Below are 18,649 nucleotides of genomic sequence, written 5' to 3'. Positions count from 1 at the left end.
CGCCGTAGGAAGGCCTGCCAGAGTCGGTCGACGTCCGCCGCTGCGGCGGCGGCGCCCGAGCAAGCCAGCGCGCAGCCGGGCCCGGTTGATCGTCGCCCCGACCTCGGGCGGCGGGGTGCGCCTCATCCTCGACTGCTCCGACATCTGACGCTCCTTCAATTCGGTAGTCGTGCACAACGCCCCGCTCCTGCACCACCGAAGGGGGGAACGGCGTGCAGGAGACGGGGCGCAGCCCGATGACAACTGGAAGAACCGGGCTTCCCGCTGGCATCTCCGAGGACACGGCACCAGCGAGGGGCTTGGGGGTCAGGCCGCCGACGGGCGGCCGTGGATCCGGCGCAGCATCTTCACCGCGGCGGCTCCCATGGCAGCTGCCTGGGCGTCGTTCTCCGCTGCAGTCCGCGGCCCATTGAGGCCCTTCCGCAGCTGAGCGATCTGCTGCGTCTGCTCGACCTGCGCCCGCTGCTTCGCGATGCCCATCTGCGGCTCCTGCCCGGACTTCGCCTCGACGGCGGCCGAACGGGTCGGCTTCGGCAGCGACTTGGCGGCGGTCTCGCCGTCCTGGTCGACCACCGGCGTGATCTGCTCGGGGTCGACGATGCCGACGAGGTTCCCGTCGGCGTCGTACACCAGGTGGTGGTGCCGCGGTCAGCAGCGGGTGTTTTCGACGACGAGACCCGGGGCGGGCGTCGCCGCCCGGTCTGCTGAGATCCGCTGCAGGTTGCCCTCGAGGGAGCCCTGGAAGTGCTCCATGAGCCGGTCGAGCTGGGCCTCGGGGCGGTCGGGGTAGAGCCAGTTCTCGATGCGCCGCAGCTCGGCCTGCAGGCTCCTGAACCGACCCAACGCCTCCCGGAGTTCACCGACACCCTCGGCGTCGCCAATGGCGGCCAGGCGACCCTGCGCGGCATGCTGCTGGGTGCTCAGCGCGGCAGTGACGTCGTCGACGGCGGCGATGCGGGACCGCAGCTCCGCCACGGCGTTGATGTCGTCGGCGTCCCGGACTCGTCCGAGTTCCACGTTGAGGCCCTCGCGGTCGACACCCAGCTCGGCCAGGCGCTGGGCCAGCGCGTCGGCTTGGTCTGCGAGTTCGGACGCCTCTGCCTGCAGCTGCAGGACGATCTGCTCGGCGGCCGGGATCTCGCCGTCGAGCTGCTCGGCGCGCCGCAGGTGGCTGGCCCGCTCCTCCGCCTTGCCCGCGTCGTAGTCGCGGCTCCTCGCTTCCTGCTCCAGCCGGTTGGCCTCGGTGCGGGCGACCTCGGCTTCCGCGGCGGCCCGCAGCTGCTGTGCCTGCTGCCGGTTGTGCTCGGCGGTCTCACAGTACTCAAGGGCCTGGGCGGCGAGCTGCTCGGACGACTCAACGGTGTCGGACATGGGCGGTCACCCGGGGTCAGGGAACGTACAGGGCGGTGGACGGGTTGGCGTACAGGTCGGACAGCCAGCTGCAGCCTCGGCGGTGCATCACGAGGCGTAGAGCAGGTGACCCGACTCGGCGAGCCGCAGGTACGGCTCGGTGGCGCACGTCGGGCACGTCAACGCCTTTGGGTCGGTGCCCGGTTGCAGCAGCGGCATCTGCGGGTCGATCGCGACGACCGGATCGTCGTCGTCTTCCCAGATGTGGCCGATCGGCGGGGCGGTCGTGGTGGTGTCAGGCACGGATGCGCACCCCCGCGGACGCGGGTGTGAGTAGTTGCGGTACAGAAAGTGCCGCTGAGGTTGATCTTGTTCGGGCTGGGCTACTTCGCGGGAGCTTCGAGCTGGCGGGGGACGGCGCCGGCGCGCAGTTCGCGTAGGTCGGGGATGTGGTTGTACAGGGTGCCCGGGGAGACGCCGAGCAGCTTGGCGATCGAGGTGATGGAGCGGCCGGGGTCGGGCAGCAGGTCGCGTGCGGCGCGGATGACTTCCTCGGTGGCGACGGTGGGGCGTCCGCCGATGCGGCCGCGGGCGCGGGCGGCGGCCAGGCCCTCGTTGGTGCCGATGACGATGAGTTCGCGGATGAATTCCGCGAGGGCGGCGAAGACGTGGAAGACGAGCCGGCCGCCGGGGGTGGTGGTGTCCAGATTCTCGTGCAGCGAGGTGAAGCCGATCCCGCGCTCGCGCAGCTCGGCGACCATGTTGATGAGGTCCTGGAGGCTACGGCCGTAGCGGTCGAGCGAGGGGACCACGAGGGTGTCGCCGGGGTCGAGGAAGGCGTGGCACGCCTTCAGCTCCGGGCGGAGCGCGTTCTTGCCGGACTTCTTGTCCGCGAAGATCTTCCGGCACCCGGCGGCGGTGAGCGCGTCGAGCTGCCGTTCGAGCTTCTGCCCGCCGGTGGAGACCCGGGCGTATCCGATCTTGATTTCGGTGCGGTGAAGCGGTTCGGCGACGAGGAGGTCCGGCTCGTCGACCGGTTCGAGGGCGGTCATGGCCCTGGATCATGTCAGAAAACGGTGGTTCCTGGTTGTTGAATGATCCTGGTTTTTGAAGGGGTTTTTGAAGGCCCGGGAGGGTCTGGGCGGCCTCGCGGGGCGATCTTCAGAAAACGAAGGTTTGTTGAACGTCGGCAGCAATCATTCCGAGCGCTGTCGTGGGATGATCTTGTTGCAGTGGAGCGCGGGTGTCAGCCCAGGGCGAGCCATCGGATGCCGAGCTGTTCGATCTGCACGGCCTCTGTTTCGTCCAACGGCTCGCGGCCGGTAGCTTTGCGCAAGAAGTGCGGCTGGCTCCAACCCAACTTGTCGGCGGCCTCCATCTGCTCTGCGCCGAGAAGCAGCTCCAGCACGGCGTCACCGGCTGACGAGGTGAGCCAGGGTTCGCGTCCGAGTGCATCCGCCAGGTCGAGGCCGTGGACAGCGACTTCGACGACTCGGGTGAGCAGGAACTCCGACAAGAGCATGGCGTCGCCATGACGCGTCCAGACGGTACGGCTGGTCGGCTGGACCCGGCACAGCCGGTCGACCCGCTGCCAGGTCGCGGTGAAACCCTCGGCGAAGGCGGCACCATCAGCCGGCTCTGCTGCTCGGTCCTGAGCCAGAGCGATGCGGGCACTGTTGGTCTGGGGTGAAAAGCGGTCGTCCGGGCGGTAGTACTCCGCAGCGGAGATCGTGGCCGCACCCGGGGCTGGCGCGTCCAGCATGCCCGGAAGCCAATCGATCACGACGCACACGTGCCCGAGCAGGTCGCGTACGGCCCACGGGGTGCAGCGTGTCGGGAGGCTCCACTCAGCTTCAGACAGTCCTGATATGGCATCAGTGAGCGCCCCAGATTCCTGGCGAAACGCTTCGAGCACGCGATCTTGATTCATGCCAGTGACGCTACCAACCGGGCGCCTTCAGGCACCCAGTTGGCCATGACCTGGAGCTCAGCACGCAGGCTTCTCAACGGCGCAGACCCGTCCGCCGATATGCGTCGTCCCGTCAGAGCCGGGGGCCGCCATGATCTGCGACCCTCTACCTTGAGTGACCGCAACAGCCCGCCCCAACCGGTCAGCGAGCAGGAGCGCTGCCGCGCCGGTGGCTTCGTCCTCGTTGATGCCGTCGCCACGGCCCGGGAATCCCCGGGCCCTAACTCGGCCGGCGGCCTCGTCCTGCCAGGCCCAGGCGTACACCCACTCTCCCGGTTCCGGCGCCTCCAGCGCATCGACCTCCTGCGTGCTGCCGTACTGCCGCAGCGTGCGCGGCGGCACCCACTCTGCTCGCGCACTGATCCACGTGAATCCGTCGGCACGGCGGACGGGGATGCTCCCCACAGGAAGCTCCAACCTCTCCAGACCGAGGAGCCAGGCCACGCCGACGAGCGGGTACCCGGCAAACGGGAGGCGCACCCCTGGCGTGTAGATGTCCACGATGCCCCGGTGGGCGTCGTCTATGAATACGGTTTCGCTGAGCCCCAGTTCTCGGGCCAGGGCCTGTCTGGACTCCTCGCCTGGGAAGGCACGGCCGTCGCGCACTACGCCCAGGACATTGCCGTGGTTGCCGTTCGCGTCGCAGAAGACGCGGAGAAAGAGAATGTCAGGGGTCACCCTGGCATTCAAACAGGTCAACAAAGGCAGTTGCCCTCGCCTCCTGACTCATGGAGCCAGGCCGGTCTGTCATGGCCGCCTCGGCCGCGCCAACGGCGCGGCACCAGCACTTACCGCGATCAGGTAGCGGCGTCCGGCTGAGTGGTCAAAGCGGGCCCCCATGTAGCGTCCGTGGTCATCGTCGGTGGGGAATGGCGCGTCCTATCCCTCGTCGTCGGTGTCTTCCGGTGTGTCCGGGTCGCGCAGCGGGCGCAGGCCCTGACCCGGGCTGCTGGCTTTGATGTTGAACAGGTAGCGGCCCAGGAAGTTGATGTGCCGGTCCTTGAGCGGGGAGAGGCGGGCGACGTTCTCGTCCTTGATGTCGTGGCCCTCGACGCGGAGCCGGGCCACGGCGGCGTCGAGGTAGCGGGTGTTCCACAGGACGACGGCGTTGAGGACTAGGCCGAGGGCGGCGAGCTGGTCCTCCTGGCCCTCGCGGTACGCCTGGCGGATTTGGCCGCGGCCGCCGTGGCAGATGGCGCGGGCGAGCCGGTGGCGGGACTCCTGCACGGTGAGCTGCCGGTTCATCAGTCGGCGGTACGTATCGTCGACCGGATCGACCAGGGCGAGCAGGTGCATGGTCTTGTCGATGCGGCCGTACTCGGCGAATGCGGCGCCCAGCGGGGTGGGGTGGCCCTCGCGGCCGAACATCCGCAGCAGGTCGTAGGCGCGGACCTGGTTGGTGATCAGCGATCCGGCCACCCGGAGCATGTCTGGCCAGTGGGTCTCGATTCGCTTCAGGTTGACCTTGTTGCGGGCGATCTCCTCCAGCGGCCCGTACCCGGAAGCCGATGCCTCGCCGTCGGGCAGGTCGGCCCGCCAGAACCGCTGGTCGGAAAGGTCGCGGAAGCGCGGGGCGAAGCGGAAGCCGAGCATCTTGTACAGACCGAAGGCCATGTCGGAGTACGAGGCGTTGTCGGTCGCGACCATCTCCGGCTTCACCCCGCCGTCGAGGTTCAGCAGGGTGTCCAGCGTGTAGAGGCTGTCGCGCGGGGTGCCGCGTACGACCATCGCGCCGATCCCGGCGACCTGGTCGTTGACGGCGTTAAGCCAGGTCACACCCCGTTTGTAGCCGTAGTACTTGGGCGAGGGGCCGGTGTTGATGCTCTTGACGGGTACGACGAAGCGCAGGCCGTCGACGGAGGCGAGCAGCCCGCCGCCCCACATCTGGGCCAGCTCGATGCGGGACTGGGCGGTGATGAGCGCGGCGTTCGCCGCGGCGATGGTGTCGGCGCGCAGGTAGTTCTGGTCGACGTGGGACAGCCGCGAGCGGGTCAGCGCCTTGATCGTAGGGTCGATGACGGGGGTCAGGCCGATGTTGCAGCTCTGCGACACCAGCAGTGCGACCAGGGAGACGAGCAGGCCCTCCATGCGGGTGCGCCGCTCGGAAACGTGGCCGAAGGCGTCGAGGAAGCCGGTCCAGGAGTGGACCTCAAACAGCAGGTCCGGCAGGTCGATCCTCGGGAGCATCGCCTCCGTGGTGGTCTTCAGCCAGGTCAGCGACTCCGGCTCGCCCGCCGCGCCGAGCTTGTCCACCGACAGGCGGGCGCGTCCGCCGCCCTCGGGAACGACGATCTCCACCTTCGCGTCGGCGCCGGCCTCCTGAAGGCGGTCGGCCATCTGCCGCCACGCCGCGTCCAGCCCCCGGGTGAGCTGGGCCAGGTGCTCGCCGGCGTCTTCGGTCAGGGACAGGCCCGCCAGCGCGTCCGCGCGCATCGCCTCCCACCGCGGCCCGTCCAGAAGCCGGGCGCGCGGGTCGGCCCACCGGTTGGACGGGGCGGCGAACACATCGCGCCGGTTCAGGGCGCGGTGCAGCTGCTCCAGGACGCACACCACGTACGCGTCGCGGTCGACCGCGCCCTGCGGCAGCTTCGTATTGGAGAACACCGCCCGCTTCCACATCGCCGGGACCAACTCGGCGTCGACCTCGCGGGGCAGCAGCGGCCGGTCCTTGACCCGGCGCCGCGAGAGCGCGGGAAGACGGCGCACCGCCTTCAGGATGCGCCGCCCGGCCGGCGCGGCACCCAGGGCGTCCGACTCGCCCAGCAGCGACAGGAACGGGCGCACGGTGTTGTAGCGCAGGGCCAGCTTCTCTCGCATCGCCGCCTCGGCCGACCCGTCGTCCTCGGGCACCAGGGCCTCCACCGCCGCGACCGCGGAAGAGACCGCTGTGCGCGGCACGGCCTCCTCCACTGCCGTCCACAGCGCGGCCACATCCAGATCGGTGCCGTGCTCGGCGACCAGGTCCAGCTCCTCGGTGAGGATCTTCGACGCCTTCGCCAGGATGCGGGCCGCCTTCTCCAGCTGCGGCAGCATCGCCAAGCGCTCCCGGTCCGACGCCCGCCTGGCGGGGCTGATCAGCCGGTTCGCCATCAGCACTGCGAACAGGTCGAGCGCGTCGTCGACCGCCTGCGCCTCCAGTTGACGCACCACCGCCGTCAGCAGCGCGGTCCGCCGCGGCTCCGGAGCCCGCAGAATCGTCTGCGCCTTGCTGAGCTGCCCGTACCGGGCCAGCGCGGACAGCCGGTTCACCGGTACCCGGGACAGGTTCACCCGGCCCAGCGCGAACGCGGAAATTTCCTCCACCCGCTCCATGGCCCGCACCATCGCCGTGCCCGTCGACTTCGTCGGCGGTGTGCGCAGCCGCTCCAGCTCCGAGACCCGCTTGCCCTCCGGCACCGTCAGCAGCTCAGCCAGCGCCGGCGCGAGGGTGGGGTCGGCCCGGTGTGCGGCCCGGGCCACCGCCTCGTACAACCGCCGCTCGGCCGCCGTACGGGCCTCCGACACCTGCCGGGCCAGCACCGACACACCCGGCAGCAGCACCCGGTTCTTCCGCAGCCACGTCACCGCATGGTTGAACAAAGCCACCGGCCCCTCGGCGTGCGTCCACGCCCGCCCGTACAGGAAGCTACGGAACTCTCGCCCCCACCTGCGGTCGGTGAAATCCCGGTACCTGAACCGCTGCTGGATCTCGTCCGCGTGCTCGTACGGCGTCCTGCGGCGTTCCGCGTACCGCTTCACGCACGAGGCGTCGGCGATGCCGAGCTGCCCGGCCAGGTACTCCACGACCTCCCACGGCACCGCGAGCGGGTCCTCCCCGAGGAAGCGGCCGATGTAGCGGACCGTGCAGATCTGCACGGCCATGCCCAGCCGGTGCGCGTCCGTACGCCGCAGCGCGATCAGATCGCGGTCGCCGTCATCGAGGAAGAAGAACCGCTCCAGCTCCGGGCGCGTGGGCACCTCGGTGAACGTCCCGTACGCCTCGGCCTGCTCATCAGTCAGAAACTCCACCGGCACGAGGCGGACCGTAGCCAGCGCCGACACCCGCCCGACGATCTTTCCGGGAACCCCAGCGAGAGCCCCGGCCGGCGTGCTAGCCGATCAAGATCAATCTCAGCGGCACTTTCTGTACCGCAACTACTCACACCCGGGACGGGAGCGTGTGCGTGGCGATTCGCCAGCCGACCTTCTGCACCAGCAAGTCCATGTCGCGGTCGGACATGACCTGCTGCCGCGGAAGTCGAACACGATCGGGGCCTGGCCGACGTTGCCCCTGCCGCCGCCTGCAGGCAGCGCGGCGAGGGTCGGCAGCGGGGCAGCGAGCTTCGTGGAGCCGGTGAACGACGCCGAGGCAGACGTGGGCAGCGCCGCGGTCATCTTCTTCACCGCGTTGTGCGCCACCATGGCGTGGTCGTCGACGCCCTTCGCGATGCCCTCCGGGATGGAGACGCCGACGACCGAGGCGAAGACCTTCGACGGGCTGTTGATGCCCAGGGCGCTCTTGGCGGCGTTCAGGGCGCCACTGGCCAGGTTCTTCAGCGACGAGAACAGGGAGCTGGCCGCGTTCTCAACGCCGTTGATGATGCCCTCGACGATCGACGCCCCGATGGACAGGAACTTCGAGCCGATGTCCTTCACCGCGGTCCACGCCTTCGACAGGCCAGAGCCGATCGCGGAGCCGATCTTCGAGACGGTGCTGGTGATCGTGTGCCAGGCCTCCGTGATCGGGTTGATCAGGGCGGCTTTCACCAGGTTCCACACGGCGCGGGCCCCGGCGAGGATGTCGTTCCAGGCGGTCGGATCGCCCGGATCACGGGCTGCATGAAGTGCCACATCGCTTCGACGGGCCTCACCACGGCCTGGTAGATCAGGTTCCAGATGGCTCGGACGCCTCGGACGATGTCGTTCCACACGGTGGTGAAGAACCCGGCGACGGCGTTCCAGACGGCCTTCGCGGTCCCCGATGATCTGGTTGTGGAAGTGGTTCCAGATGCCGAGATGGGCGATCAGGGCCATCCGGCGCCCTTGGGACGAGACCGAGGTAAAAACCTTCCTGGCCGCGATCAAGGATCACCGGCTGTACGCGCCGATGATGCTCGCGCTGATCGCCGAACGGCCCGCCGAGGTCTGCGGGTTGCGGTGGGACGAGGACGTCGACCTCGAGGGCGCCGGAACCGTGGCGATCGAGAACACCCGGACTCTCGTCTACGACAAGACCCTCGAACGCGGCCAGCGCTCGAAGGTGATCGAGAAGCAGACGAAGACCGAGGCCGGGAAGCGGAAGCTACCCCTGCCAGCACCCGTCCACCGCGCGCTCAAGTCGTTCAAGACTCTGCAGGCCGCTGAACGCCTCCAGGCCGGCGAAGGCTACGAGAACAGCGGCTACGTCTTGGTCGACGAGCTGGGGAGGCCGTTCAAGACGGACAAACTGCGCCGGGAGGCGTACAAGCTCATGGCCGCGGCGGGAGTCAGGAAGGTGCGGCTGTACGACGCCCGGCATGCCTGTCTCCCGTGGATGGCGAACAACGGCGTGCCCGACACCGTGGTCTCCGCATGGGCGGGACACAGCGACCTCTCGTTCACGAAGAGGATCTACGTGCACCCCGATCCGCAGTCTCTGATGGCCGGGTCGGAGAAGCTGGCCGAACTGCTCAGCTAAGCCGCCTTGCTGACGAAGTGTGAGAACTTGTGAGACGACACGACGAAGGCCCCGATCCGCCTTCCAAGGATCAGGGCCTCTGACCTGCTGCTATGTGGTGCGCTCGGCAGGATTCGAACCTGCAACCTTTTGATCCGTAGTCAAATGCTCTATCCGTTGAGCTACGAGCGCCTGTCCTGCTGTCCGGGGCTTTCTTTCGTCGGCCCCGTCGGCCTGACGAGAAGAACATTACACGAGGGCGGCCCGGACGCCAAAACGGGTTACCGCGGGCCCTGAGCTGGGGTGTTGCTTAGAGGGGGCAGCCGGGGTGTCGGCACCGCGGCGGGAGGGGAGGGGCAGCCGGACCTCGGCGGGGACGCCGGGAAAGCNGCCCTGCGGAGCAGGGCGGGCCTTGGTGGCGGAGGCGGAGGGATTTGAACCCTCGATCAGGAGTAACCCCGAAACCGCATTAGCAGTGCGGCGCCATAGACCGGACTAGGCGACGCCTCCACAGAGGATCATGGTCGACCGACTGGCGATCACAACCTTCTGCAGGGATGATGCCACAACCCTGGCGGGTGCGGCCAACCCCCGGACACGTTACTAGGCGGGTCGCCGCAGGCGCAAAAACAATGGGATAGTGCTCGGACAGCCCCACGGGCCGACCGGCAGCACACGCACGTGAGTAGGAGGACCTGTCGTCGTGAGCAGCAGGCCGAACCGAGGCACTGCTCGCCTCGCAGCCATACTCGACGCTCTTCCGGACGCGTTGCTGCTGGTGAACAGCAACGGCACCGTCGTGGACGCGAACTCCGCCGCCGTGCGCAGCCTGCAGGCGCCCGGGACGTCCCTGGTCGGCCGGGGTGTGCTGTCGCTGCTGCCGGAGTTCGACCCGAGCCGGATCCCCGGCTCCATGCGACCCGAGGGCGGGGCGGACGACGACACCGCCGTGCGGATGACGGCCCGGCGTACCGACGGATCCGAGTTCACCGTCGAGGTGCTGGCCCACGAGTTCGAGCACGACGGCATCGGCTTCGGACTGAGCGGGGGCTCCGGCAGCAGCTTCGACAGCTACGGCTCGATCTCCTCCTACGGCCGGGGCAGCGACCGCGAGCTGCTGCTGATCACCGTGCGCGACCTGACGGCCCGTCTGGAGGTCGAGGCCGAGCTGCGTCGTCAGCACAAGCAGACCGAGATGATCCTGCGCGCCGCCGCCGAGGGCGTCGTCGGCGTGGACAACGACGGACGCGTGGTTCTGGTCAACCCGGCCGCCGCGCACCTGCTCGGGCACCGGGCCAGCGAGTTGGGCGGGCAGGAGCTGCTGCCGCTGGTCATGCACTCGCGGCCGGACGGCGCCCCGCTGCCGCCGGAGGAGTCCCCGCTGATGGACACGCTCCGCTCGGGGCGCCGGCACCGGGTGAAGAACGCGGTGCTGTGGCGCAAGGACGGGCGGCCGGTGCCGGTGGAGCTGGCGACGGCGCCGGTGCGGGACGGCGAGCAGCTGGTCGGCGCGGTGATGACCTTCTCGGACCGGTCCGCCTTCCGCGCCCTGACGGAGCGTCACCGGCAGCTCGGCGCGCTGCTGGAGCACGAGCTGCGCGGGCCGCTGGACCGGCTCGACGAGACCCTGGAGCAGCTGGCCCGCGACCCGGCCGGTCAGCTGTGGCCGGAGGCGAACTGGGTGCTGCGCCGCCTCGCCGACGAATGCCGGCGCACCGCGCGGCTGGTGGACGGGGTGCTCGAGTACCAGCGGCTGGACGAGGCCCTGGAGCGCGGCACCGAGCAGCTGGACCGGCGTCCGGTCGGGCTGGACCGGGTGGTGGACCAGGCGGTCCGGGCGGCGACCGAGCTGATCGGGGTCGGCCGGGTGGAGTTCTCGGTGCACCCCTCGCCGGTCGAGCTGGTCGTGGACGAGGCACGGCTGGTGGACGCGCTGGCCCATCTGATCGCGGACGTCGCCATCCTGGACGGGACCTCGACCGCCGCCGCCGGGCCGCACGGGCTCTACGGCATGGCGGTCGGCGTGGCCTCCGGCCTGGCGGCGGGCGCCGAGTCGGACCGGACCGTGGTGATAGCGGCCGCACAGCGCGGCGAGGTGGCCCGGGTGGAGGTCCGCGGCCCCGGCCAGGGCGGCGGGGTGCACCTGCCGCTGGCCCGGGGCATCGTGGAGCGCCACGGCGGGGTGCTGCAGGCGCATGAGCTGCCGGGACGTCAGGGCGTGACCTATGTGGTCGAGTTGCCACTGGATCCGGACGCGGCGCCCGTCTTCCGGCCGCCGGCGCCGCCGCGCGAGAACGCGACGACGTTGCTGCCCGAACTGCCCGCGGAGCTCTCCGGGTCGGCCGGGTCCGCGAGCTCCGAGCCGACGGGCCGTCAGGAGCGGGAGGGCCAGTCACAGGGCGGCGGTCAGGCACGGACCGGGCACCGGCGTCGGGGCCGTCCGGAGCAGGGGGACGGGTACGCGGCCGAGGCCGCCCCGGCGCTGCCCGCGGCCAGGCGGGCGCCCGAGGAGGACGCGACCGCCGCCCCAGGGGCGGTCGACGGGATGCAGGGCCAGGCGGAGGGCACCGACCGGTCGCGGCGGCGCAACCGCCTGCCCGAGCCCGAGGTGATCCGTCCGCCGCGGCCGCAGCAGGAACCGGAGCAGTCGCAGGCGGATCACCCGCAGGGGCCGGACGGCTCCTTCCCCGGGCTGATCGGCGCGCCGGTGTATCCCGGCCTGGAGCACGCGCTGCCGCCCGCGGGCAGCGCCGTCGTACCGGAGCGGCGCTCCACGGGCGGGCGCCGGCGACGGCTCGCCCTGGGGCCGGCGGCCGGTGACGAGTCGTCAGCCCCCGCGCCGGACCACGACCTGTCCTCGGCGGCGCTGCAGCCTGCCGAGCCGATGGCGCCCGCGCCGCTGGCGCCCCCCGCCCCGATGACGCCGATCTCGCAGTCCTGGCCGTCGGCGCCCGCCCATGCGGGCACGCCGGACCAGCAGGAGTCGGGGTCGCGGGAGAGCAGCACCCGCACCAACGGCCGTGGGGTGCAGGTCAGTCGGAGTCGGCACGCGGCCGTTCAGCCGTTCCACGGGGCGCCGGACGTCCCGGCGGCGGGCAGCGGCAACACCGGCGTGATGAGCCTGGCGCAGTCTCCGCTGCAGGCGGTGCAGACGCCGCCGCAGGGGGTGCCGCTGCCGGCTCTGGTACCGGCGGCCCGGGAGGAGAGCGCGGGGCCGCGTCGGCTGCTGGTGTGGCCCGAGCCGGAGCCCGCCACCGAGCAGGCGCTGCGGGCCCGCGGCTTCGGCCCGGTGCTGGTCAGTTCGCGCGAGGAGGTGGAGGCTCAGGCGCCGACCCGTCCGGCCGCGCTCTTCGTGGACCCGCTCACCGGGCCGATCACCCGGAGCGCGCTGCAGACCCTCCGCACGGCCAGCGGCGACGCCGAGGTGCCGATGCTGGTGACGGCGGGTCTGGGCCTGGCCGCGCCCGAGGCGGTCTACGGCGCCGATCCCGCCGTGCTGCTGCGGGCCCTGGCGCCGCGCGACAGCGAGCGGCACGCCCCGCGGGTGCTGCTGGTCGAGCAGGACCAGGACATCGCGGGGGCCTTCACCGCCTCGCTGGAGCGGCGCGGCATGCAGGTGGAGCACACGCCCTCGGAGAACGACGCCGTCTCCAGGGCCAGCAGCGTGCAGCCCAACCTGGTCGTGATGGACCTCATGCTGATCCGCCGCCGCCGGCAGGGGATCATCGACTGGCTGCGCGGCAGCCACCGGCTCTACCGCACCCCGCTGGTCGTCTACACCTCCGTGGTGGACGACCGGGAGCAGCGGCGCGGGCTGAGTACCGGGGCGAGCATGCTCTTCTTCGCCGAACGCTCGACCAGCCCCGAGGTGCAGGCGCGCATCGTGGACCTGCTGGGCAAGATCGCCTCCGCGACGGAGGCTTGAGGCCGGCGGACCACGCGCCCTCGGTTGCTCCACTGTTCCACGTGAAACATCCGAGGGCGCAGCACTGCTGACACAGCGTCAGCTCACGTCCCGGCCGTCCTTGCCGAGGTAAGCGACCTTCAGCTCGCCGTCCGCGTACTCTCGCCGGATCACCTTCTTGTCGAACTTGCCGACGGAGGTCTTGGGCACCGCCTCGATCAGGGACCAGCGCTCGGGCAGCTGCCAGGAGGCGACCCGTTCGGCCAGGAACGCCCGAAGCTCGGCGAAGTCGGCTGTCGCGCCGGGCTTGAGGACCACGGTCGCCAGCGGCCGCTCGCCCCACTTCTCATCCGGGACGGCGACGACCGCCGCTTCCAGCACCGCCGGGTGGGCCATCAGCTGGTTCTCCAACTCGACGCTGGAGATCCACTCGCCGCCGGACTTGATCACGTCCTTGGCGCGGTCGGTCAGCGTCAGAAAGCCGTCCGGGCTGATGGTGCCCACGTCGCCGGTGCGCAGCCAGCCGTCCGGGCTGAACTTGTCGCTCAGCTCGCCGTTCTCGTCGTCGCCGAAGTAGGCGCCCGCGATCCAGGGGCCACGGACCTCCAGCTCGCCCGCTGACTGGCCGTCAAAGGGCAGCGGCGTGCCGTCCGGCCCGATCAGCCGGGGCTCGACGGAGGAGGGGAAGCGGCCCTGGGTGAGCCGGTAGGCCCACTCCTCCTCGCCGCTGACCCCGGCCGGGGGCAGCGAGACGGTGCCCAGCGGGGATGTCTCCGTCATGCCCCAGGCGTGCACCAGCGGGATGCCGTGCCGCTCCTCGAAGGCCTTCATCAGCGAGGGCGGGCAGGCGGAGCCGCCGATGACCACCCGCCGCAGCGAGGAGGTGTCGTAGCTGCCGCGGTCCAGTTCGGCGAGGAGTCCGGTCCAGATCGTGGGGACGGCGCCGCTGACGGTCGGGTGCTCCCTGTCGATCATGCGAGCCAGGTGGTCGGGCTGCAGGAAGCGGTCCGGCATCAGGATGGACGTGCCCACCATGAAGGCGGCGTGCGGCAGACCCCAGGCGTTGACGTGGAACATCGGCACGACCGGCAGCAGCTTGTCCCGCGAGTTGAAGGCGAAGCTCTCCGCCGACACCACCTGCATGCAGTGCAGGTAGACGGAGCGGTGGCTGTAGGCCACGCCCTTCGGGTCCCCGGTGGTGCCGGAGGTGTAGCAGAGCGCGGCGGCGCTGCGCTCGTCGAGGTCCTGCGGCCAGGGGTAGCTGGTGGGCCGGTCGGCGATCAGCTGCTCGTAGTCATGGACCGCGATCCCCGCCGTGCTGAACGCGTCGAGCAGGGCGGGGTCGGCGGGACCGACCACCACGATGTGACGGAGCGTCGGCTGCAGGTGCGGCAGTACCGCCGCGAGCAGCGGCAGCACGCTGCCGTTGACCAGGACCACGTGGTCGGCGGCGTGGTTGACGATGAAGGCGAGCTGGTGGCCGGGCAGCCGCAGGTTGAGGGTGTGCAGCACCGCGCCCATGGAGGGGACGGCGAGGTAGGCCTCCTGGTGCTCGGTGTTGTTCCACATCAGGGTGGCCACCCGCTGGTCGCCGGTGACGCCGAGTTCGTCGCGCAGGGCGTGGGCGAGCTGTGCGGCCCGGGCGCCGACCTCGGCGAAGGTCCGGGACTCGACCCCGTCCCCGGTCCAGGTGGACACCGTGGCCGAGCCATGGAACGTGGAGCCGTGCGCGAGGATCCGCGACACGGTGAGTGGGACGTCCTGCATGGTGCTTCGCACTGGGGGTCCTCCTTGACCTGCGCCCATCGGCCTACCTGCCGGTAGCGGAATTCTGGACCTGCCGCCCGCACCTGGGAAGAGCCCGCCCCGCCTCCGCCCGCCTCCACGCGTCTCCAGGCGGCCGCCCGCCGCTGGGCAGCACCGCACCCGGCGCTATCGCACCAGGGCGACCGGGGCGTCGACGGCGTTGCGGTCGATGTTCGCCGCGCGGCCCCCGTAGCGCTCGGTGATCCCCCCTCGGTACTGGTGGACTCGGCGGTGGCCGGCCCAGCCCCCGCTGGGCAGGGCGTGGTAGCCGGAGGTGTCGTTGCGTGCGTCCCAGCGGGCGTACCAGACGGCGTCGGGGTAGGAGCCGGCCGAGCGGCGCGAGGCCGGCTCCAGGGCGGCTGCGGCGAGGTCGGCGATGCCGGAGTCGGCGCTGGAGTAGAAGCCCGAGAGGTAGCCCGCCGCGTGGAGAGCCTGGGTCCAGGCCGCGGTGAAGCGCAGCACCGCGAGGGTGCAGGCCCCGCTGCCCCGCGGATAGGACTCCATGTCGAGGTAGATCGGGGAGCCAGGGCCGATGCCGAGGGCCCGTGCCGCGTTGACGGCGTCGCGGCCCTGCTGCTGAGCCTGCGTCAGCACCCGCTTGGGGTCTATCCGCCGGTCGGGAGTGATCCGCGGGTTGCGGACGCAGGGCGCCTGCGAGCCGACGTAGAGCGGCAGCAGCTTCCAGCCCTGGGCGTTGGCGGCGCGCGTCCAGGCGTGATTGAGCTGTGGCTGGGCACAGGCACGGTTGCTGCCGCCGATGTAGATGCCGACGGCCCGGTAGGGCGAGGTCGTGCGCCAGGCCTGAAGCAACGTCAGATCGGGTGCGCTGCAGGTGTCGAACGCCTGCCCGTCAAAGGTCTGCGGCATGGCGGCGGAGGCTTCGGCGGCCGCACCCGGGAGCGCGGAGGTCACAGTGAGCAGCACGGCAGCCAGTGCGGCCGCGGCTGCGGTGCGCAACGAGGTCACACCTGATGCTCAGTCAAATGCCATGAATAGTCGTATATAACACGCGGAAGTAAGCGGTTTGCCGCATGTATGGTCCTTACGCCATACTCGACGGCATGTCCGCCTCCAGCCAGACCCCGTCGGTGTCCGTGACCCCTCTTGAGGAGCACGGCGGCTGGAGCGAGCGAGCGGTGGCGCCGCCCGGTGCCGGCCCGGTCACGGCCTCCACCCGGCAGCGGCGTCTGGACTCGGTCCCGGCGCCGCTGTTCTGTCTGGCGGCCATGCTCACCGTGCAGACCGGCATCGCCCTGTCGACCCCGCTGTTCCCGGTGCTCGGCGTGGCCGGAACCACCTCGTTGCGGCTGCTGGTCGCCGCCGGACTGCTGCTGCTCGTCAACCGGCCCCGGCTGCGCGGCCGCAGCCCGCGGGCGCTCGGCGCGGCGGCGCTGCTCGGCCTCGCCTCGGCGGGCATGACCCTGATGTTCGCGGCCGCTGTCGACCGGCTGCCCATGGGCACCGCCGCGACCATCGAGTTCCTCGGCCCGCTGACCGTCGCCCTGCTCTTCGCCCGGCGCGTGGGCCATGTGCTGTGGGCGCTGCTCGCCGGGGTCGGCGTGGTGCTGCTCACCCTGGTCGGGGCCGGTGCCGGCCGGGGCGGGCTCGACCCGGTCGGCCTGACCTGTGCCGTGGGGGCGGCCGTCTGCCTGGGCGGATACATCCTGCTGACGCACACGGTCGGCTCGGCCTTCACCGGCTTCGAAGGACTGGCCCTCTCGCTCACCGTCGCCGCACTGGCCACCGCCCCCGTCGGACTGCCGGAGGCGGCGCACGCGCTGGCGCGGTCCGACCGCCCGTGGCTCCCGCTGCTCGAAGTGGCGGGCGTGGCGCTGCTGTTCCCGCTGCTGCCCTACATGTTGGAGATGACCGCGGTGCGGCGGCTCGGGCAGCGGGTGTTCAGCGTGATCGCCAGCATGGAGCCCGCGGTCAGCGCCCTCGTCGGACTGGTCGTCCTGGGCCAGTACCTGACCCTCGTCCAGCTGTCCGGCATCGCCTGCGTCATCGCCGCCAGTGCGGGCACGACCCTCACCGAACGCTGACGCGCCCCGCACGGCAGGGACGGCATGCCCGCCCGTGCGAGGCGCACAGGTTGACGGAACGTCAGAAGGCGACCGGCTTGAGCTGGGAGAGCCACGTCTCGCGGGGCGTGTAGCCCAAGCGCTGGTAGAGGCCCAGAGCGCCGGTCGGGGAGTCGGCGTCGACGCCGAGGCTGGACAGTGCGTAGCCCTCCGCCTGCCCGGCGCGCAGCACCTCCGTCAGCAGCGCGGATGCGATCCCCCGCTTGCGGGCCGCGCGCCGTGTCCCGACGAGCGCGATGTACAGCTCGCGGCCGGGAGCCCCGGGGCCCTGCTCGTACTCCTCCGCGAGGACGATGGCCAGCGCCTCGCCCGTGGCGTCGTCGTAGGCGATCCGGCTCAGTTCGGGCCGGGAGGCGGAACCGGAGGTGCTGTGCTCCCAACTCGCCTCCGTGGCCGGGGTGGAGCCCCAGTGGTCACGAAAGGAGTCGTTGCGCACCGCCAGCCCGTCGGCGCGGCGCTCCGCGGCGAACGGCACGCTGGCGACCCCCTCCGGCAGCTGGTCGCCGGGCAGTTGCGCGGTGGTGAGGTCGCAGACCATGTCGAAGAACCAGCGGCCGACCTCGAAGCCGTACGCCTTGTAGAGCGCGGTGGAGTCCTCCTGGCCCTGCTTGCTGGCCCCGTAGAGCTTGAGCGGCAGCTCGGGGTAGCGGGCACGGTGCAGTGCCGGGGCGTGCTCCTCCTGCCAGCGCAGCAGTGCGCCGCCCAGCCCGCGGCCCCGGTACTCCGGGTGGACCGCGCCCTGGGCGAACATCAGATGCTCGTCCGTGGCGGCGCTACGGCAGCGCAGGCGGGCGTAACCCACCATCCGATCGCCGTCCCACACGCCGACGGTGCCGCGTTCGCGGTCGATGTCGGGATCGGTGAGCCACTCGCGCAACTGGTCGACGCTGTAGTGCTCGTGCTCCTGGTCGACCGCCTCGATGGCCTCCAGCAGCGTCAACCAGGACTCGATGTCGGCGAGTTCGATGGATCGCCACTGAAAGTCGGTCATGCTCCGGATTCTGTGGGGCGGCCCCGAGCGGCGGCAAAGCATTTTCGGTCGGGACATGCCTGCGCCGCGGCTCCCGGGTGGGCGCCGGGGGCCGCAGCTCGGCCGGGATCAGAAGTTCAGGGTCACCGTGTGGTTGACCTGGTTGGCCCAGATCGCACCACTGTTGCCCTTCACGGAGAGGGTGTTGTTGGAGTTGGTGGCCCCGGCGCCGGTGGCGGTCTGCTGGGTCCAGGTGGTGTTGCCGTCCACCCAGCCGGAGACGTTGCCGCTCCCGACGTTCGAGACGACCGAGCTGCTGGAGCCCTCGCCCGCGAAGGCCCCGTTGTCGGCTGCGGCCGCACCGGCGCCGGCGATCAGCGCGAAGGCGGCGAGCGGAACGGCGACGAGGGCGGTGCGGATACGGGACATGCGATCCTCCATGCGGTGTGACTGGCGTGCTGCCAAGGGCGGTTGGGCAGTCCGCAAGTGGCCTGGCGCGGGCCTGCCCGGCCTGCGACGTCGCACTGCAAGGCTTCCGCACGGAATCGACATATAGCCATGGCTACCGGCGCTTTTCGCCCATGCGCGTGATTCTGGAGGGCGGAGGAATAGACCCCCGAAGTTCGTGCCGGAACGCTTCTGCCCAGGCGGCACTTGGAGGACCCCAGGCGCACGGCATCGCACGGACGGGGCGCACGAGCCATTCGCTCACGCCCGCGCGACTGACGTGCGGCAACGCCGTTGCGCGGCGGGAGAGTCGGCGAAGGTCGGCGCATCTGACCTCGGACGAGTAGCCGCCCGTCAGGCCGCGCAACTTCGCGAATGTCGGCGCGCCGACTGCCGCAACCCGGAAATGCCCGGGCCGGTCACGATGGTTGACGAGACGCGGAAGAAACGGCGTGCGGCCGGCTTCCCGCCTGCGGCGGGCATCCAT

General features: G+C 70.9%; 15 protein-coding genes and 2 tRNA genes. 3 read left to right on the top strand and 14 right to left on the bottom strand.

Features of this window, described 5'->3' with window-relative positions; all coding sequences use genetic code 11:
* Positions 1 to 306: 306 nt before the first annotated feature.
* From ACFP3V_RS24755 to ACFP3V_RS24720, 8 genes are all read right to left on the bottom strand, one after another.
* Positions 307 to 630 carry a hypothetical protein gene (locus ACFP3V_RS24755; RefSeq protein WP_380587546.1) on the bottom strand — a complete coding sequence of 108 codons (324 nt, stop codon included), beginning with the start codon at positions 628 to 630 and terminating at the stop codon, positions 307 to 309.
* Positions 631 to 648: 18 nt separating this feature from the next.
* Positions 649 to 1,371 (bottom strand): hypothetical protein, encoded by a 723-nt coding sequence (locus ACFP3V_RS24750; RefSeq protein WP_380587543.1) that lies wholly within the window; start codon positions 1,369 to 1,371, stop codon positions 649 to 651.
* 87 nt (positions 1,372 to 1,458) lie between these two features.
* Positions 1,459 to 1,653, bottom strand: coding sequence for a hypothetical protein (locus ACFP3V_RS24745; protein ID WP_380587540.1), 195 nt, complete (start codon positions 1,651 to 1,653; stop codon positions 1,459 to 1,461).
* Positions 1,654 to 1,733: 80 nt separating this feature from the next.
* Positions 1,734 to 2,402, bottom strand: coding sequence for a recombinase family protein (locus ACFP3V_RS24740; RefSeq protein WP_380587537.1), 669 nt, complete (start codon positions 2,400 to 2,402; stop codon positions 1,734 to 1,736).
* Positions 2,403 to 2,596: 194 nt separating this feature from the next.
* Positions 2,597 to 3,280 carry a maleylpyruvate isomerase N-terminal domain-containing protein gene (locus ACFP3V_RS24735; protein ID WP_380587534.1) on the bottom strand — a complete coding sequence of 228 codons (684 nt, stop codon included), beginning with the start codon at positions 3,278 to 3,280 and terminating at the stop codon, positions 2,597 to 2,599.
* 57 nt (positions 3,281 to 3,337) lie between these two features.
* The gene (locus ACFP3V_RS24730; protein ID WP_380587531.1) at positions 3,338 to 3,997 is read right to left on the bottom strand and encodes a PhzF family phenazine biosynthesis protein; all 660 of its coding nucleotides are present in this window, start codon (positions 3,995 to 3,997) and stop codon (positions 3,338 to 3,340) included.
* 201 nt (positions 3,998 to 4,198) lie between these two features.
* Positions 4,199 to 7,333, bottom strand: coding sequence for a Tn3 family transposase (locus tag ACFP3V_RS24725; RefSeq protein ID WP_380587528.1), 3,135 nt, complete (start codon positions 7,331 to 7,333; stop codon positions 4,199 to 4,201).
* Positions 7,334 to 7,453: 120 nt separating this feature from the next.
* Positions 7,454 to 8,332, bottom strand: coding sequence for a phage tail protein (locus tag ACFP3V_RS24720; RefSeq protein WP_380587526.1), 879 nt, complete (start codon positions 8,330 to 8,332; stop codon positions 7,454 to 7,456).
* On the opposite strand from ACFP3V_RS24720, the gene ACFP3V_RS24715 reads away from it, so the two are divergent.
* On the top strand, positions 8,307 to 8,975 hold the full coding sequence (locus ACFP3V_RS24715; protein WP_380587524.1) for a site-specific integrase: 669 nt from the start codon (positions 8,307 to 8,309) through the stop codon (positions 8,973 to 8,975). The two genes, ACFP3V_RS24720 and ACFP3V_RS24715, sit on opposite strands and share 26 nt — an antisense overlap.
* A 95-nt stretch (positions 8,976 to 9,070) precedes the next feature.
* Here ACFP3V_RS24715 and ACFP3V_RS24710 read toward each other — a convergent pair.
* Positions 9,071 to 9,146, bottom strand: a tRNA-Arg gene (locus ACFP3V_RS24710).
* A gap of 224 nt (positions 9,147 to 9,370) precedes the next feature.
* A tRNA-Ser gene (locus ACFP3V_RS24705) sits at positions 9,371 to 9,464 on the bottom strand.
* 193 nt (positions 9,465 to 9,657) lie between these two features.
* On the opposite strand from ACFP3V_RS24705, the gene ACFP3V_RS24700 reads away from it, so the two are divergent.
* Positions 9,658 to 12,879, top strand: a complete 3,222-nt coding sequence (locus ACFP3V_RS24700; RefSeq protein WP_380587522.1) for a response regulator — start codon at positions 9,658 to 9,660, stop codon at positions 12,877 to 12,879.
* A gap of 78 nt (positions 12,880 to 12,957) precedes the next feature.
* On the opposite strand, the gene ACFP3V_RS24695 is transcribed toward ACFP3V_RS24700, so the two are convergent.
* Both ACFP3V_RS24695 and ACFP3V_RS24690 read right to left on the bottom strand, forming a co-directional pair.
* Complete coding sequence (locus ACFP3V_RS24695; protein ID WP_380587520.1) at positions 12,958 to 14,637, bottom strand: long-chain fatty acid--CoA ligase; 1,680 nt, start codon at positions 14,635 to 14,637, stop codon at positions 12,958 to 12,960.
* Positions 14,638 to 14,790: 153 nt separating this feature from the next.
* Positions 14,791 to 15,621: a glycoside hydrolase domain-containing protein gene (locus tag ACFP3V_RS24690; protein WP_380587517.1), complete on the bottom strand. Its 831-nt coding sequence runs from the start codon at positions 15,619 to 15,621 to the stop codon at positions 14,791 to 14,793.
* A 104-nt stretch (positions 15,622 to 15,725) separates the two neighbouring features.
* Between ACFP3V_RS24690 and ACFP3V_RS24685 the strand changes: the two genes are divergently transcribed.
* Positions 15,726 to 16,706, top strand: a complete 981-nt coding sequence (locus ACFP3V_RS24685) for an EamA family transporter (protein WP_380587514.1) — start codon at positions 15,726 to 15,728, stop codon at positions 16,704 to 16,706.
* A gap of 61 nt (positions 16,707 to 16,767) precedes the next feature.
* On the opposite strand, the gene ACFP3V_RS24680 is transcribed toward ACFP3V_RS24685, so the two are convergent.
* Complete coding sequence (locus ACFP3V_RS24680; protein WP_380587511.1) at positions 16,768 to 17,736, bottom strand: GNAT family N-acetyltransferase; 969 nt, start codon at positions 17,734 to 17,736, stop codon at positions 16,768 to 16,770.
* A 108-nt stretch (positions 17,737 to 17,844) separates the two neighbouring features.
* Positions 17,845 to 18,144, bottom strand: coding sequence for a hypothetical protein (locus ACFP3V_RS24675; protein WP_380587508.1), 300 nt, complete (start codon positions 18,142 to 18,144; stop codon positions 17,845 to 17,847).
* Positions 18,145 to 18,649 lie beyond the last annotated feature (505 nt).

The organism is Streptacidiphilus monticola, from assembly GCF_042658505.1.
In the GTDB taxonomy this organism is placed as follows: Bacteria; Actinomycetota; Actinomycetes; order Streptomycetales; family Streptomycetaceae; genus Streptacidiphilus; species Streptacidiphilus monticola.
This window is presented reverse-complemented; position numbering and strand designations above follow the sequence as displayed.

Bases quoted from the DNA above. Each gene is read 5' to 3' on its own strand.
- ACFP3V_RS24750 (WP_380587543.1), bottom strand. From the start codon at position 1,371: ATGTCCGACACCGTTGAGTCGTCCGAGCAGCTCGCCGCCCAGGCCCTT.
- ACFP3V_RS24740 (WP_380587537.1), bottom strand. From the start codon at position 2,402: ATGACCGCCCTCGAACCGGTCGACGAGCCGGACCTCCTCGTCGCCGAA.
- ACFP3V_RS24735 (WP_380587534.1), bottom strand. From the start codon at position 3,280: ATGAATCAAGATCGCGTGCTCGAAGCGTTTCGCCAGGAATCTGGGGCG.
- ACFP3V_RS24715 (WP_380587524.1), top strand. From the start codon at position 8,307: ATGCCGAGATGGGCGATCAGGGCCATCCGGCGCCCTTGGGACGAGACC.
- ACFP3V_RS24720 (WP_380587526.1), bottom strand. From the start codon at position 8,332: ATGGCCCTGATCGCCCATCTCGGCATCTGGAACCACTTCCACAACCAG.
- ACFP3V_RS24685 (WP_380587514.1), top strand. From the start codon at position 15,726: ATGTCCGCCTCCAGCCAGACCCCGTCGGTGTCCGTGACCCCTCTTGAG.
- ACFP3V_RS24680 (WP_380587511.1), bottom strand. From the start codon at position 17,736: ATGACCGACTTTCAGTGGCGATCCATCGAACTCGCCGACATCGAGTCC.
- ACFP3V_RS24675 (WP_380587508.1), bottom strand. From the start codon at position 18,144: ATGTCCCGTATCCGCACCGCCCTCGTCGCCGTTCCGCTCGCCGCCTTC.